General features: G+C 53.9%; 12 protein-coding genes and 1 pseudogene. 4 read left to right on the top strand and 9 right to left on the bottom strand.

The genetic code is table 11. The features are described 5' to 3' along the window. Positions 1-12: 12 nt before the first annotated feature. Positions 13-1272: a DUF3089 domain-containing protein gene (locus P0D43_RS14510; RefSeq protein WP_394672781.1), complete on the bottom strand. Its 1260-nt coding sequence runs from the start codon at positions 1270-1272 to the stop codon at positions 13-15. Beyond that, on the bottom strand, positions 1269-3719 hold the full coding sequence (locus tag P0D43_RS14505; protein WP_341236850.1) for a neutral/alkaline non-lysosomal ceramidase N-terminal domain-containing protein: 2451 nt from the start codon (positions 3717-3719) through the stop codon (positions 1269-1271). Before P0D43_RS14505 ends, P0D43_RS14510 begins: the two co-directional genes overlap by 4 nt. 181 nt (positions 3720-3900) lie before the next feature. Here P0D43_RS14505 and P0D43_RS14500 point away from each other — a divergent pair, with 181 nt between their 5' ends. Next, on the top strand, positions 3901-5211 hold the full coding sequence (locus P0D43_RS14500) for a di-heme oxidoredictase family protein (RefSeq protein ID WP_394672780.1): 1311 nt from the start codon (positions 3901-3903) through the stop codon (positions 5209-5211). Positions 5212-5217: 6 nt separating this feature from the next. Here the strand turns inward: P0D43_RS14500 and P0D43_RS14495 are convergent, their stop codons facing one another. From P0D43_RS14495 to P0D43_RS14485, 3 genes and pseudogenes are all read right to left on the bottom strand, one after another. After that, positions 5218-5820 (bottom strand): nitroreductase family protein, encoded by a 603-nt coding sequence (locus P0D43_RS14495; protein ID WP_394672779.1) that lies wholly within the window; start codon positions 5818-5820, stop codon positions 5218-5220. 88 nt (positions 5821-5908) lie between these two features. Next, positions 5909-6916 carry a catalase family peroxidase gene (locus tag P0D43_RS14490; RefSeq protein ID WP_394672778.1) on the bottom strand — a complete coding sequence of 336 codons (1008 nt, stop codon included), beginning with the start codon at positions 6914-6916 and terminating at the stop codon, positions 5909-5911. Between the two features lie 132 nt (positions 6917-7048). Further along, a pseudogene (locus P0D43_RS14485) lies at positions 7049-8130 on the bottom strand (iron-containing alcohol dehydrogenase). A 306-nt stretch (positions 8131-8436) separates the two neighbouring features. Between P0D43_RS14485 and P0D43_RS14480 the strand changes: the two are divergent. Next, complete coding sequence (locus P0D43_RS14480) at positions 8437-10470, top strand: TonB-dependent receptor family protein (RefSeq protein WP_394672777.1); 2034 nt, start codon at positions 8437-8439, stop codon at positions 10468-10470. A 10-nt stretch (positions 10471-10480) separates the two neighbouring features. On the opposite strand, the gene P0D43_RS14475 is transcribed toward P0D43_RS14480, so the two are convergent. Then, on the bottom strand, positions 10481-10780 hold the full coding sequence (locus P0D43_RS14475; protein ID WP_159572227.1) for an addiction module antidote protein: 300 nt from the start codon (positions 10778-10780) through the stop codon (positions 10481-10483). Then, complete coding sequence (locus tag P0D43_RS14470) at positions 10777-11079, bottom strand: type II toxin-antitoxin system RelE/ParE family toxin (RefSeq protein WP_394672776.1); 303 nt, start codon at positions 11077-11079, stop codon at positions 10777-10779. Before P0D43_RS14470 ends, P0D43_RS14475 begins: the two co-directional genes overlap by 4 nt. Positions 11080-11294: 215 nt before the next feature. Between P0D43_RS14470 and P0D43_RS14465 the strand changes: the two genes are divergently transcribed. Next, on the top strand, positions 11295-12398 hold the full coding sequence (locus P0D43_RS14465; protein ID WP_394672775.1) for an alpha/beta fold hydrolase: 1104 nt from the start codon (positions 11295-11297) through the stop codon (positions 12396-12398). A gap of 4 nt (positions 12399-12402) precedes the next feature. Here the strand turns inward: P0D43_RS14465 and P0D43_RS14460 are convergent, their stop codons facing one another. Both P0D43_RS14460 and P0D43_RS14455 read right to left on the bottom strand, forming a co-directional pair. Beyond that, positions 12403-13827, bottom strand: coding sequence for an LVIVD repeat-containing protein (locus tag P0D43_RS14460; protein ID WP_394672774.1), 1425 nt, complete (start codon positions 13825-13827; stop codon positions 12403-12405). 138 nt (positions 13828-13965) lie between these two features. Continuing rightward, entirely contained in the window at positions 13966-14634 is a 669-nt protein-coding gene (locus P0D43_RS14455; protein WP_394672773.1) for a DUF305 domain-containing protein, read from the bottom strand. Between the two features lie 112 nt (positions 14635-14746). Here P0D43_RS14455 and P0D43_RS14450 point away from each other — a divergent pair, with 112 nt between their 5' ends. Beyond that, entirely contained in the window at positions 14747-15331 is a 585-nt protein-coding gene (locus tag P0D43_RS14450; RefSeq protein WP_341236859.1) for an intradiol ring-cleavage dioxygenase, read from the top strand. Positions 15332-15336 lie beyond the last annotated feature (5 nt).

The following is a 15336-nucleotide window of genomic DNA, read 5'->3' as shown; positions in this document are numbered from 1 at the left end:
TGCGCCTTTTTACTACCTGAGGTAACTGCCCGCCTGGCGTTGTGCCAGGCGAATCAAGTCACCTTGCGCAATCGATACATCAATCAGGTGAAAGCCCCAGTTCATGCCGCCGATGAATTCACCGGGGTAGTCGTCTGCGCGTGGGTCGTTGGGGTCGGCCACAATGCTGGCCTCCAGATAACTGACACCGTTGGGGCCCACTTTGCACTCACCTTTGATTTGCCCGGGCATGGAATAATAGGGCGTTGGAATGGTCAGGTTGCAGGCTGGGTTTGCATTGGGTCCACCTGGCCCACGTGGAATCAACAACACGCGAAAAACAGGTGGTTGCTGGCGCGGAATGATCGGAAACAAATCAGACTGCCCACCCGCCAGTGCGGCCGGGTTGGTGCACAGGGCTTGTGTGCCTTCAACTGAACTCAAGCCAAAACGCGGGTCTTCCAGTTCGGGGTCGCCCGCGCGGTAGGTCACGTAAGCCACCACACAGCCAAGCTGGTTGGCACTGCGGCATGCAGCTACTTTTTGAAAAGAAGCACCCACATCTCGACCAGTTGGAACCAGCACATTGGTGCCAGGAATGTGTGCGGAAATAAAGCGGCTGAGCAACTCGGGTCGGGTTTCAATTTCCTCGGCAATCAGCCTGCGCAAAATGCCTGAGCCTTGTGAATGACCCACCAAAATAAAACCGCGCCCTTCGCTTTGGTTGGCAATGTATTCCTTGAAAGCGTCCAGCACATCGGCATAGGCCACTTCGCCAGCATTGGGTGCAACGTCAATGCCACCCAGTGCGCCGGTGAGTGTGTTCAAACCCAGCGCGGTCAGTGTGCGTTGCCGGTACACCGGTGCAAACTGCCTGCACACTTCACCATATCGACCAAACTGAAGGGCGGTGGTTTGTTGCTCTTGCAGGTCGTCGTTCAAATCGGAATTACCCGCCAGGTCAATGCTGGTTGTGGGGTACACATAAAAGCAATCCACTTGCGGTGCAGTGGCTGGTGTGTAGCTTAGGGTGGTTGCTGTTGCGTCGGCGGCCACGGCAGTACTGTCAAAGTTACCGTTGCACACATTGTTGGTGCCCATTAAGTCGGGGTGGCAAAGCCAGTTGCTGGTGCCGGTGTAAAGCGTACTTTGATAGTCTGGAAACGGGTTGGTTGTATTGGCTGCACTGGCGCCTACGCGTGTGCCAGCACTGTTTGTGCTGCTTGAGTCGCCACCGCAGGCAGTCAGCAACAGCGAGGCAGTTGCAATGCCAAATAAAAACTTGTGAATCACAATGTTCTCCCGTCGCGGCACGTGGCCCCAGTGGCCGTTACATCGAATGCTTCGCTGATACCTTCAAACTCTTCGGGTGATCCTGCTGGCACTGCCACACCTCGATGTTTGATTCGGTACTTTCCCACGGGCGTGTTGGCCGGAATTTTCCATTCCGCCAGTGCGGTGGACACAAAACCAGCGAGCGGAACAGGGCTGAGGTAAGGTGTGGGCTCGAAAGGTTGCCAGCGGAAAAGAAGCTCGGGCGCGCGGTCGTGGGTGAAGCTTTCCCACTCACCTTGAGCGTTCATTCGTTCTACTTCAACAATGGCCAATCCCCGGGTTTTCATATTGCGTGGATGAGCGCTTTGAAATTGTGCGGTCACCGTGTTGCCAGCCGCCACCGAGGGTGTGGGCTGCGCCAATACATCGCCAAATGCAGCACCGGGTGCCTGATCAAATGGTACATACGGCGGGCGTGGAATCGGATTGCTGGTCACTGTACGGGGTGGCCCTTCGGGTGGCTGAGCTTGCAGCGCCAATGACATGGCCAACCTGCGGCTTTCCTGTTGCACGGCGGCCAGGGTCCAGGGGCCAAATTGGGTAGATGCGCCTTCGTATTGCTGAATGGAATATTCTTCGCGTGTGGTGAGGTAATTCACAAAGTCGTTGCTCAAACCACTGATGATGACCTGGTCGATGCCTTGCGGTTCCAACACTTCCAATACGGTTTGGCGAATGCGCCGCCCCGCCATGGTGGTAATTTCCCATGGCAAGCCCAACACGGCCACATTGCCGATGGTGAACAACTGGAATGGGAGCACATTGTTGCTGAAGTTCAGGGGTGGGCCGAGCACAAACAGCACCGGTTTTTCAGCTTGGCAGCTTAAGCTGGTGCCCACCGGTACGGCGTCGAAAGGCAGCTCATTGAGGTTGCACAACACGGCGGTCGCCAATACTTCCGGTGGCAGTTTGCCCGCAGCCAGTGCCGCCAGGTCGCGGGTGAGGCGGGCAGGGTCGGTGCGCGCTGTGCAGCTCGCGCCTTCCACAGTTGGACCTGGCCCGTCTTCAGCACCGGCGCCAAATGAAACGCCCATGGCGGCCGTGCAGGTTTTCTTCACGGCACTGTTCAGTGATTCCGGGTGGCGCAGTGAATTCAACACCGCAGGGTCGGTAATTTCAACCTCGTCCATTTTTACGTGGAATTGCGCAAAGTTCACACCACCGCGCACCATCTGGTTGGCATCTCGGTACAGCGTCAAAGCTTTCGCAAGCTGTTTGCTGCCGTTTATTTCAACCGCTTTCAATTCGTCTGTAGAACCACCACGTTCCTCAAACGGTTTGTCTTTGAAGAAAATATTGGGGCTGCTGTCGCCCTCATCGGTTTGTGCAAATGCGGCGACGAAGGTGTCTTTCCCGGCGGGTGCCTCGTATTGCGTGCCCATCAATTTTTCAAAGGCCAGGGCAGCCCAACCTTTGTTGTCGGAAGAAATCAAAGGGTTGGTGTTCCCTGTGGTGGTGGGGTGCACACCAAACCAGTTGATTTGCCCAATCGGTGTGCCATCGGCACGGCGTAATTTCAGCAGTGCCATTTCCTTGTTCACATTCTGGCTTTCACCGCGCTGGTTCAAATACTGGTTGCGTTCTTCTTGCGGGTTTTGATCGTAGGCAATGGTTGAGCGGTTCACATTGGCATTGAGCAGCTCACCGTTATTGACCAATAAGCGACCCGGTTCCGGGTTGGCTTGCAGGTTGGTGTGTGCGCGGCGAATGGCCTCCACAATGCCGTCGACGATGAAGTTGTAAACCTCTTCGTCGTGCCCCAAACGGAAGGCATTGAATGCGGTGAAGTGCGCATAGCCACCGGGCCCGGCGTGGGTGTGGGTGGCGTTCAGCATGATGTTTTGTTCATTGTAAAAGCCAGCCAATTCCGTGTCGGCGGCCACCTTGTTCAGCACCCCTTGGCGCACTGCATGAAAAATCATTCCAAGGTCGTTGACCACATACACCACGCGTTTGCCGTTGCAGGGTGAGCCGATCACATAGGCGCGGGAAAACTGGCGGGTGTGCAAACCAAGGCTGGCGTGGGTGGGGCTTTCATAACCCATCATCACGGAACCCGCTGCAGGGCCGGTAATGTCGACAATGCCAGTGCCCATGGTAAACGCAGTGTTGTTTTTGCAAGCGCCACTGTTCAAACCTGTGTTGGGTTGAACGTTGCTGTTGGGCGTACTGGCCGGTGAAATGGAAGGGCTGTCTTGCCCCTCACCAATCAATAAATTTGGATCGGTCAGCGCGCACTGCAAACCAGCGGTGTCGACAAATTCATTGTTGCCAGAATTTTCATTCGGATTGGTGCGACCATCGCTTACAGGCAAGTCGTTGCTTTCGCCCAGGCAAGCAGCCAGTGCTGTGGCCGCAGTCAAGGCCAGCAGGCTGCGGACGGCACGTTGTTTGGTGTTCTTCATGTTTGTTGATTCTTGTAGATGTCTCCTTGGGTTCTTACTGCGCAGCTTGGAGCACAGATTCAGCAGGGGTTGGCAAGCGTTGAACTATGTCGTGTAACCGACACTAGTCACTTTTGAATCCGATTTTTGCCGGAGACAGTAAGAAGTTAAAAACCATAACCACTATTACAATTTTTGAGACATGATCAAAACACCTCGCCATGTGGTGACTCTTGCAGCTTTGGGATTGCTGCTTGGCGCCTGCACTTCAGACGACAATTCACAGAACTCCGCCAATACCAACACCTCAGTTCAGACCGCACAGAATTCGCAGGATTCTCCGGCATTGAAATTAAAGACTCATGATTGGTCAGCGCCCATCGACGGACTAACGCCCGTTCAACTGGCGCGTTTTGAGCAGGGCAAAGCAATCTTCGAGAAGGTATTTACGCCCAGCAACGGTCTGGGCGCTGTGTTTAACGCACAAAGCTGTGTGGAATGCCATGGGCAACCGGCGGTGGGCGGTACCGACCCCACGAAAACCATTCAGCGTTTTACCACCGTGTTGGCACCCCATTTTTCGGTCGGTTTGGACACACAGGCCGATGGTGCACCCCATGTGCATGCCCGTTCTGTGGCCACTGAATTTCCAGATGAAGTACCCGGCTGCGTGTTGGGTGGCGAGCGCGTGCCGCCCCATGCCATGGCCAGTACCACGCGGGTAACTCCCCACCTGTTTGGTATTGGTTTGCTGGAAAATATTCCTGACACCACCTTGATTCAGAACGGCTTGAGCAGCGCAGAAGTCAACCCGGAAGTCAGTGGTCGCCCTGGCGTGATGTTTCCCGGTGGCGTGAATGATCCAAACGCCGCTGACCAGTTGGTGGGTCGTTTGGGTGCCCGCGGATTTGTGGCCGATGTGCAATCGTTCACCCAAGGTGCATTTTCAACCGAATTGGGCATTGCGACGTTCCACCCCCTGTTTGCCGCGCCGGTGCGCCCCAAAGGCAATTTGGCCACGGCCGATTGCACACCCTTTGTGGGCGAAGCGGTTAGCCTTTCGCAAACACAGGCCACGGCTGATTTCCAGCGCTGGTTGGCACCACCCCCAAGGCCAGAGCTCAAAGGCATTACTTTGCGAGGCCAGCGGGTGTTTAACGACATTCAGTGCAGCAGTTGCCACACACCCATGATGAAAACATCGGCCATGGCTCCCGCGCCGCTGAGCGACCGCGAGGTGTGGTTGTACTCCGATTTGTTGTTGCACGACATGGGAGAGGCACTGGCCGACAATGCGCCGGAAGGCTTGGGCTTGCCCACCGAATGGAAAACAGTGCCGTTGTGGGGTGTTGGTCAAACCGACAAACCCTTGTTGCACGATGGTCGCGCAGGCAGGGATTTTACAAAGGCAATTGAGTTTCACGGCGGAGAGGCCGAAGGTGCAAAACGCCGCTTCCAAGGCTTAAGCCCTGCAGATCAAGCGGCGTTGATTGCGTTTCTCGAAAAGCTATGACGTACTTTAGAACGTGTTGTTGACCAGCACTTCGTCAAGATTGAGCTGACCAGGTTTTGGCCAAGGCGCTTTGGTGCCTTTGCCAATGGCCACCATAGGACCCATTACATGGTCGGCAGGCAAGTTGATCACTTTGGCCACGGCTTCAATGTCAAAGCCGATCATGGGGCAGGAATCCAGGCCAATGCCTTTGGCTGACAGCATCAGGGTTTGCATGGCCATGCCGATCGACCGCTGTGCTTCGTCACGCTGCAACCATTCGCGGCCATCATGAAACGGTCCCATCCAGCCCACCAGCAAATCCGCCACTTCTTTGGGGGCTTCAGTCCAGTATCGTGACGGGTTTTTCTCCCAGGCTTTCATGTCGGCGGTCATGATAATCAGTAGCGAGGCATCGGTGATCTGAGCTTGGTCATTGCCCAGCTTGCGCATTTCAGCGCGCAAGGTTTTGTCGCGTACCACCACAAACCGCCAGTGCTGGATGTTGAAGCTGGTGGGTGCCTGGATGGCCGCTTCAAACAGTTTTTTCTCGTCATCTGCCGGAATGGTGTAATCGGGGTCGAACGCCTTGATGGCCCGGCGTTGGTAAATTGCATCGAATAATTCCATGTACTGCTCCGTGTTTGCTGCATAAAAAAAGCCGGAACCCTGGAGGGGATTCCGGCCAATAGTGTACAGGCTAAAAGGGGAACGTCGTTTATTTGGCCAAACGACGCGCCTGTGACACTGCGTAGCTGCCTGCCCGTGCTGCCAGCAAAGGATCATCCGATCCTTCGATACCGGTGGGCAATACCAGTGGGTTGAAATTGATGCCATCGCAAGCGGCTTTGTCAGTCACTGCGCTGACTTTCAAGCGACCAGCCACCACCTTTTTGCGATCGTCGGGCCAGGCCACAGTCGCATTGTCGGTGGGGTCGCCCGCCTGGGCCAATTGCAGAACCATGTCGAATTCAACCGGAATCTGTGAAACGCGACCTTTCAGCTCGTCTTCAAGAAATACCTTGGCGTGTGTGGCCAGTTTGTCGTCCGCAATAAATTCCTGACCTGTCACAGGCACAAACATCCACTTTGCAAACTGGGTTTTGCCCGCAGCATTGGTGAACTTGAATGCATGTGTGCTCCAGTAATTCACTGCCGCGTAACTGGCAGGCACGCCAGTTTTTGCAACCCATTCCATTTGGGGTTTGAAGTCGGGGTATTTGGCCGCAGCCGCTGCAATTTTTGCAGAATCAGGTTTTTTGGTCGCTGGGTCTGGTTTGCGGGCCTCAAGGAATGCCAGGAAACCATCGGGTGTTGCAGCAGTAAAGAAAGGCGCTGAGATATTGGCCATCAGCCATTGTTCACCGTTGGGTAAATCGAACTGTGCCGCCAATCCACGCACGCCTTTGCCACTTTCGGGTGCGTTGGGGTTACCGCCACCCACCGAAAAGCGCAGGATGACCGGTACGGGTTTGCCAGAAAATACGGAGGCCTTTGAAACAGCGGCGCCTGCCTTGTTGCCAACAAATTCGCCTGCTGCGCAAACACCGCGCGCACCAGAACGTCGTGCAGCGTGGGTGCCGAATACGCCTTCAAGGCCATCTACCAAATTCACAGCATTGGCAGGTTCGCTGGGAATAGCAGTCTGGGCGACTGCTGTTTGTGTACCAAGTGCGGCCAAAGCGGCCATTGTGGCCACTGCGGCCAAACCATGCGCTGTTCTCATTTCCTGCATCCTTCTTTTGATGGTCATCAACCTCGCAACCCACCCGATGGTTCGGGTGGAGGTACGCAATAGATCGTTGGCGCGAGAAGGAAGTTACAGTGTCTTAAAAATATAATTTTCAGACGATTGTATTCAGGCTGTGGGCAACATGTTCTTGATGACCGATTCCGCCACGGGTTGGCTCATGTAGCGCGGTACGGCGTAGGTGAAGCGGGCTTCGGCGATGGCAGACTTGGCCACGGCCGGAATGTCTGCCGGTTTCAATGCGGCCAGTTGTGTTGGAATACTGAACTTTTCATTCATGGCACGAATTCGGGCCACGAAGGCACGAGCCAAATGAACATCGTCGGCACCCTTGTCACCAATGCCACAGGCGCGCGCCAAAATCGCCAAGCGATCGGCGCAATTGGGTAAGGAGTAGTCCAGTACATGGGGCATTACGATGGCGTTGGCCAGCCCATGGGGCGTGTGGTACAGCGCACCAAATTTGTGGGCAATGCCATGCACGTAACCCACGCCAGCCTGGGTAAAGGCGATGCCAGCCAAATGAGATGCACGTGCCATTTTCTGGCGGGCTTCCAGGTTGTTGCCATCGGCCACTGCAGTTTCAAGGTATTTCATGATCAGCTGCGTGGCTTCCAGCGCCTTTTGGTTGGTTTTCCGTGTGGCATTGCGCGATACGAAAGCTTCCACAGCATGGGTAAGTGCGTCCATGCCTGTGGACGAGGTGATGTGTGCAGGCAGTCCAGTCATCAGCGAACCATCCAGGGCTGCTGCGGTGGGTAGCAGGCGCAGGTCCATGGCGGCCACTTTGCGTTTGTTTGCTGTATCGCTGACCACGGCTGCAATGGTCACTTCGGCACCCGTGCCGGCCGTGGTGGGCACTGCAAACAAGGGGATCATGCCTTTGTGCACTCGCAGCAAACCAGTTAATTTCAATACAGGTTTGTTGTTTTTTGCGCGTGCACCGATCATTTTTGCAGCATCTATGGGGCTGCCGCCGCCCCTGCCAAGATGGCCTGGCAACCGTTCTCCATCAACATACGGTAACCGGCTTCAATTTGTTCCACCGTGGGGTTGGGCTCCACGCCGTCGTACACCACGTATTTCACGCCCTGGGTTTCAAGCTCGGTTTTCATTTTGTCGAGCACACCAAGTTTCACCAGCACGGCGTCGGTCACAACAAGTACATTGCGGTGACCCGCATCGGCCATGTGCCGGACCAGTTCCAGCGACGATCCTGCGCCTTCGAACATGCGGGGCCACTTGAATGGCATCAAGGCGGTGACCACTTTAAAAATGGCCATATAGATGCGTAGAGCGAGCACTTCGAGTGCATGCAACATGCGGGTGTCTCCTGATTTTTATTGGGGTTAACAGTTGTTACGATGATTGTACAAAGAGTAGGCAGTTTTGAAGCAGAGGAAATATTCCACTTTTCATGACGATCGGGAAAATTTCACGGACTGTTTCCTTCATGCTTGCGCAACGCCAATTACAACAATGTTGAGACATTTTTCATGACGCACCGCAGTACGCCCTTGATCGCCGCCCTTGCAGCCTTGGGGCTGGCCACCCCAACCTTTGCGCAAACTGAAAGCCTGGACACCTTTGTGGTGTCTGCCACTCGGGAAGCCCGCGACCCGTTTGAAGTACCTGCCTCGGTCGACAAAATCAACCAGAACACGCTGGAGAAAGCGGCCAGCTTTCAGGTGAATTTGTCAGAAACATTAACCCGCGTGCCGGGCCTTGTGATCAACAACCGCAACAACTTTGCGCAAGACCTGCAAATTTCCATTCGTGGTTTTGGTGCGCGCGCTACCTCAGGTGTGCGCGGCGTGCGTTTGTTCTCAGATGGCATTCCCGCCACCATGCCCGATGGCTCAGGTCAAATTTCGCATTTCAGTTTGTCGTCAACTGAGTCGATCGAGGTGTTGCGCGGACCTTTTTCCTCGCTGTACGGAAATTCATCGGGCGGCGTAATTTTGCTGACCACCGAGAACCCGCGCCCCGGTACCGAACTGGAAGTGAACCAGATTTTCGGCACCGACAACACACGCCGAAGCGGCATCAAATTGAACAAAGGCAATGAGGAAGTGGGCATTGTGATTGACGCGTCCACTTTCCGAACCGATGGATACCGCGACCACAGCAAAGCACGGCGAGACAATTTCAACAGCAAATTGGTTTGGAATTTAAGCAGCGACACACGGCTGAGCTGGGTACTGAACTACGTGGACATTCCGCTGGCGCAAGACCCGGCTGGGTTGACTGCGGCGCAATTGGCCAACAACCGCAGGCAGGCGGGCAACAACACCGTGGCCAACAACACCAACAAAACCGTGGAGCAAAGCCAAACAGGGTTTGTGCTGGAACACAAATTCAGCCCCAGTACCAATGTCACTTTCAGCCCCTACTATGGCGACCGAAAAATTCGCCAGGTGTTGGCCAGCACAGCCGTGATTGATTTGAAAAATGAATACAGCGGTGCCGACCTGCGCTTTGGCCACCAAACCAGCTTGTTGGAAAAGCCCCTGTTTTTGAATGCCGGCCTGACCGTGGGTGAACTGGAACAGGCGCGCCTCGGATTTTTCGGGGGCAGCACCACACCCAACCGCAACGAGGCCAACACGGCCAGCCAGTTCGACCAGTACCTGCAGGCGGAATACTTTTTCACCGACAAATTCAGTGTGTTGGGTGGCGTGCGAAATTCATCCATCCAGATTGAATCGAACGACCAGTTCTTGAGCAATGGCAACGGCAGTGGCAGCAAAAAGTACGACGAAGTGACCAGCAATATTGGTTTCACCTATCGGTTGCAGCCCAACATCAACACCTATATTTCTTATGGCGAGGGTTTCGAGACGCCGACCTTGCTGGAAACCGCTTATTTGTCTGTTGCGCCACCCAGCCCCAATTTCAACTCGCAATTGGAAGCTGCAAAAAGCGAGCAGCTTGAATTGGGTGTGAAAGCCAAGTTTGGCGCCACCCGTATCAATGCCGCGCTGTACACGGTCGATACTGAAAATGAAATCGTGGTGCTGTCTGCAAACGGCGGTGCCACCTCATTCCAGAATGCAGGCTCAACCAGCCGGGAAGGCGCGGAACTGGGTTTGCAACACGCGTTCAATACGCAGTGGCAGGCCAATGTGGCGGTGAACTATATCCGCGCCACTTACGACACCTCGGTCAACAGCATTCAGGCGGGCAACAGCCTGCCCAGCATTCCGAAGAAAACCTTCTTCGGTGAAGTGGTGTACAAACCGTCTAGCTTGTACGAGGCGGCAACTGAATTGCGCTACGTTGACAAACTGTTTGCCAATGATGCAAACGATGCTTTTGCACCCTCCTATTCAGTGGTGAACCTGCGCGCCAGCAAAGACTGGCCGCTGGATGGTGGCTGGAATGTGCGCACCTACGCGCGCGTGGACAATGTGTTCGACAAGCAATACGTGGGCTCGGTGATTGTGAACCAGGGGGCAGGGCAGTTCTTTGAGCCTGCCAGCGAGCGACAGTTTTTGCTGGGTGTTACCGTGGGTTTGAAGTGGAAGTAACAGCAGTAGATTAATTGCGCGCAACTTGAGCATGCAGTTTTAAACCCAGTGCAGTCATCACTTTCAGAATTGTCTGAAAGTCGGGGCTGCGTTGGCCTGAAAGTGCCTTATAAAGGCTTTCCCGGGATAATCCTGCATCGTGCGCAACTTTGGTCATGCCTTTGGCGCGCGCGATATCCCCGAGTGCTTTGGCGATGAACGCTGCATCGTCGCCTGCTTCCTCGAAGCAAGCTTCAAGATAAGCAGCCATCTCTTCGGGGGTACGAAGATGTTCAGCGACGTCATACCGAGTAGTCAAAATTTTCGTCATTGGTTTTCCTGAATATTTTGTGCGAGGTACAAGGCCTCTTTAATGTCTTGTTGTTGAGTGCTCTTGTCTCCTCCTGCCAATAAGATGATTAATTTTTGCCCACGTTTTGTGAAATAGACTCGATAGCCTGGACCAAAATTGATGCGTAATTCAGATACGCCTCCACCTACCGGCTTAACATCCCCAGCATTGCCCGCCGCCAATCGTTCTATTCGAACCTGAATTCGAGCTCGTGCGTTGATGTCTCGCAAGCAGTCAAGCCAATTGGCATAGGTTGCGGTTTTACGTATTTTGATCATATCTCAGGCGTAGCCTTCTGGCTACATTTTGTTTGGCTTTGCTGAATGGGTCCGCAAATTATCATTCGTCCCGATTGCCCACAAACACCTCACTCAATTTGAGTAACCCCAATGAGGTGACTTTTGAGTAACATTTAGAACGTCCATACCACTCCCCTTGGCGTGAGCGCTGTTAGAATCTGACACACATTATTTTCACAATCAGGTTTGTCGCCATGTCCACCGCACTCAGTATTCGCCGCATTAGCCACATGTCCAGCAATGGCTGGAATCGTCTGTTCAAGTCGGAATCCATGGTGCGTGCCGGTTTGCAGCCGTTTGAAATTATTCACCAAAGCGATATTCACAGTGTTCGCCATTACCTGCCGTTGACCGAAGAAAGCATCACTGTGGGCGATGAAACACTGCCTGTCAGCAAGAAGCGCAACAAAATTCCGCTGGTGCTGATTGCCCCCTTGGCCGTGAACATGTACGTGTACGACCTGTTGCCCGAACGCAGTTTCGTGCGCTACCTGATGGCGCAAGGGTTTGATGTGTACCTGATCGACTGGGGCAAACCCACGCGCAAACAGGCCGGTTTGACACTTGAGAATTACATCAAGGAATTTTTGCCCGCCTGCCTGACTGCTGTGCGCGAACACAGCGGCTCCAAAAAGCTGAACCTGCAGGGCTGGAGCATGGGTGGTGGCATGGCCTTGGCTTACACCGCCTTGTTCAAAGATGAAAACATCAACAAAATTGTGACCTACGGCACGCCGATCGACGGCCATGCCAATGGCGCGATTGGTCAACAGTACAAACGCCTTGCACACCTTCTGAAATCCGCCCGAATCAATTTCCGCAAGGTGCCCGCCAAGTTGTTGTACACACCGGGTTGGGCCAACGTGATTGGTTTTAAATTGCTTGACCCTGTGGGCAGTTTGAAAGGTTACTGGAACTTGATTTCGCAATTGCACGACCGCGAGTTTGTGGCCCAGCACGCCAACCAGGCTGCGTTTATTGACAGCCTGGAAGCTTATCCCGGCGGTGCCCTGCGCGACTGGTTTGCAAGTATTTGGCTAGAAAATGAAACGGCGAATGGCCACTTTAAAGTGGGCAAGGCTGTAGCGAATTTCAAAGAAATCGCCTGCCCGGTGTTGGGCATTGCGGGCAAAACAGACAACCTGGCCAATGTGGCGTGTTGCAAGCCAATTACCAAAGTGGTGGGCTCTGAAAAATCAGAATTCTTCATCGGCCCAGGTGGTCACATTGGCATTATGAGCGGCAAGGAATCGCCCAATACCATTTGGGCGAAAACCGTGAGCTGGTTGAACGGCTAACTTGTTATTTCAAGGGATACGCGTTGTTCGTGAATTTCAACACCATGAATCCGTTGTCCTGGCAAGTGACCCAAATTTGATCGCTGCCCACAAAGCGGGGCGGCGAGCTGCACCAGTCAGTGCTTAGATCACCTCCAATCGCGCTGGTTGCGTGTTCAGAGCCTGCCAACTGTGCTTTTTTCTCCGACTGCGCAGGCGGGTTGTAATAGGCAATTTCTTTGGCTGCCAGCGGGTTGCGAATATCGAACACCCGCACACCGGATTGAAAATAGCCACATGCAATGGCGGTGGGGTTCACTTTTTTATCCACACCACAATAGTGCCCTTCGTAGCCAAAGCTTCCATTGTTCGCAGTGTCAGCTTCGCGAATGGCTGCATTTTCTTCTGCATGAATGGCCAGTTTCAGTTTGGAAACTACAACGGGTGCAGTCTCATCCGAAATATCAATAATTCGTGCTGCGCCAGCACCGCCCTCGTCCACAGCGATCACAAACGGTTTGCCATTGTACGAAACAGGAATGGTGTGTTGGCTCAAGTCTCCATCCTCCCAATACACGCTGCCAACCTCGGTCAACATGGGCACTGGGTCGCGGTTTTGAATGCTGCTCGTGTCCAGAATAATCACACCGGGCGGGGTCAGTGAAGTCAAATACATGCGGTTACCGTCTTCACTCAATTCAAAGCCGTGGTTGCTGGGCGAGGCAATGGTGGTGTACAGAATTCGCGGCAGGCTGGGGTTGCTGGTGTCAATGGCAGTAATACTGCCCGGGTTCAACCCAGTGGCCCAGTAAGTATTTCCATCGGGTGACCACGCGCCCTCATGGCCTATCAAGTTGGCGGTCAGGGTCAGGTTGGCCGCAAAAGAATTCAGCAAGATCGGGTTCGCACAATCAGTGCCAATGTCGTAAATATCGAAAAAACCGGCACTAAGCACCGGCCCCACCGCAACGCCTCCGAGCAAGCCACGTGCTTCATTCACTTTCAGGGATTCCCAAGGGCTTTGAAAAAATGCCGGGCTGGTGAGGTTGGTCGACAGCACCGGATTGGCCGGATCGCGCGCGTCGATTACCTGAACCCCTTGTGACACTTTGGTCGGAATGCCCGAGAATGTGGTGCCCATGTACGAACAGGTTTTGTAGGAAGGGTTGACCCATGTGCTGCCTTCGCCCTGGTATTGCCCCACCAGTTCCATATTGCACCGGTAGCCTTGTTTGCTGCGCCCGCTCTCGCGGTCGGCCAGCGGAACTTGACCTTGAATGCCGGTTTCCGGCACAGAGCCTGCGCCACATTGGACGGGCTCAACGAAACTGGCACCCATCACTTCGCTGGGTGTCGTTCTGCTTGAGCTTGTTGGCCCGACGCCTTCTGAACCGCATGCTGCCAACACAGCTGTGCTGGCCAATAAAGTTGCGAGTTTTGTAGATTGCATTTCCCTGTCTCCCTGTTTGTTTTTTTTATCATCGTGGGTTTGCCCACTTACTGATTTCTGACAGTTCACCATCTCCCTACAAATCTTCAGCGTTTGCCGCTGTGAAAACTGGGGTCGGAACTGCAACAGCCCAATTCATTATTTCGAGTTAACTTGTGCGAGCAATTTATTCATCAGGGAAATTTCTGCCGCCTGTTCCCGAATGATGGATTTTGCCAAACCCTTTACCAGTAACGATTCCCCGTTGTTCACCGCAAAACGCGCCATGGGAATGGCGGCCTGGTGGTGGTCGATCATTGCCTCGAGGAATCTTCGTTCAAGATCTGGGCCTGTCAGCGCTCTCATTTCGTTGAATTGATCCACATTTAACATTCCAGGCATAACGCCCTTGGCTGACTTGCATTGCGCAACGTACAGCAGGTCTTGCACATTGGTCACATTCTTTGCGTCTTCGACCCAAGCCATTGCGCCTTTCTGCGGTGGGGTTACTCGCTGATTCCATGCGGTTAGCCAGCCTTTCATTTGTCCCATTTCCAGCAGTTGGGCGGTTAATATTCCATCGGCCAGTAAATCCAGATTGGGCGACACCTTGCCCTTCACCAGCATGGCCATGGAAATGGCTTGGTCATGGTGAATGATCATGCTTTGCGCAAAGCCAATGTCGATCGAATTGGGCTGCGTACCTGCCGTGTTTGCAGATTCGGTCGCTGTGTTTTCAAGCGCGGGCATGGCGCTGCTGAGCAGCATGCCAACTGCCAGGCCAAGCGAGAAAAGACAGGCAGCGTAAAAACCTTTTTGTTTCAACATAGGGTGACAAGTGGAAGTGGTGATTGTTATTGCGTACCCAATCTCTTACTGAAGGGAACGTTTATTTGGATGTTGTATCCAAGAACAGAGAAGTATTGGCGTGGGAGATGGCATGCTGAAATACAGACGAACAATTCTTCAGGCCGGTGCCGGGCTTTTGGTCGCTGCTCCCTGGTTTACCTGGCGGCAGGCTTTGGCGCTAACGCCTGCCTGCACCGATGAGCCCACTGCCCAGCAAATTGAAGGCCCGTATTACACCCCGCAAACTCCCCGACGCAGCACGCTGATTGATGGTTTGCCCGGTGATGTTTTGGTATTGCAAGGGCGGGTATTGAATACCGCCTGCCAACCTGTTCCCAATGCAATTGTGGATGTGTGGGGCTGCGATTCGGAAGGTGAATACGACAACACCGGTTTCAAATTGCGGGGGCATCAACTGACTGATGCCCAAGGGCGATTTCGTTTTGAAACCTTAATGCCCGGTTCTTACGGCAATTCGACTTTTCGGCGCACGCCGCATTTGCACGTGAAGGTACAGGGCCCTGGTACACCATTGCTGACCACACAACTTTATTTTCCGGACCAAGTGCTGAATCTGCGCGACAGCTTTTTCAACCCAGACTTGTTGGTGAAGTGGACTCACGATAAATCACAGGCTTTGTTCGACTTTGTATTGCCGGTGCAGGCAAAGGGATAGTTTCA

This window comes from Limnobacter sp., from assembly GCF_043511195.1.
Lineage (GTDB): Bacteria > Pseudomonadota > Gammaproteobacteria > Burkholderiales > Burkholderiaceae_B > Limnobacter.
The sequence above is the reverse complement of the archived record's forward strand: the minus strand, read 5'-3'. Positions and strand labels throughout refer to the sequence as shown.

Coding starts and splice junctions, on each gene's coding strand:
- P0D43_RS14470 (WP_394672776.1), bottom strand. CDS start 11,079: ATGATCAAAATACGTAAAACCGCAACCTATGCCAATTGGCTTGACTGC.
- P0D43_RS14505 (WP_341236850.1), bottom strand. CDS start 3,719: ATGAAGAACACCAAACAACGTGCCGTCCGCAGCCTGCTGGCCTTGACT.
- P0D43_RS14450 (WP_341236859.1), top strand. CDS start 14,747: ATGCTGAAATACAGACGAACAATTCTTCAGGCCGGTGCCGGGCTTTTG.
- P0D43_RS14495 (WP_394672779.1), bottom strand. CDS start 5,820: ATGGAATTATTCGATGCAATTTACCAACGCCGGGCCATCAAGGCGTTC.
- P0D43_RS14460 (WP_394672774.1), bottom strand. CDS start 13,827: ATGCAATCTACAAAACTCGCAACTTTATTGGCCAGCACAGCTGTGTTG.
- P0D43_RS14480 (WP_394672777.1), top strand. CDS start 8,437: ATGACGCACCGCAGTACGCCCTTGATCGCCGCCCTTGCAGCCTTGGGG.
- P0D43_RS14465 (WP_394672775.1), top strand. CDS start 11,295: ATGTCCACCGCACTCAGTATTCGCCGCATTAGCCACATGTCCAGCAAT.
- P0D43_RS14455 (WP_394672773.1), bottom strand. CDS start 14,634: ATGTTGAAACAAAAAGGTTTTTACGCTGCCTGTCTTTTCTCGCTTGGC.
- P0D43_RS14490 (WP_394672778.1), bottom strand. CDS start 6,916: ATGAGAACAGCGCATGGTTTGGCCGCAGTGGCCACAATGGCCGCTTTG.
- P0D43_RS14475 (WP_159572227.1), bottom strand. CDS start 10,780: ATGACGAAAATTTTGACTACTCGGTATGACGTCGCTGAACATCTTCGT.
- P0D43_RS14500 (WP_394672780.1), top strand. CDS start 3,901: ATGATCAAAACACCTCGCCATGTGGTGACTCTTGCAGCTTTGGGATTG.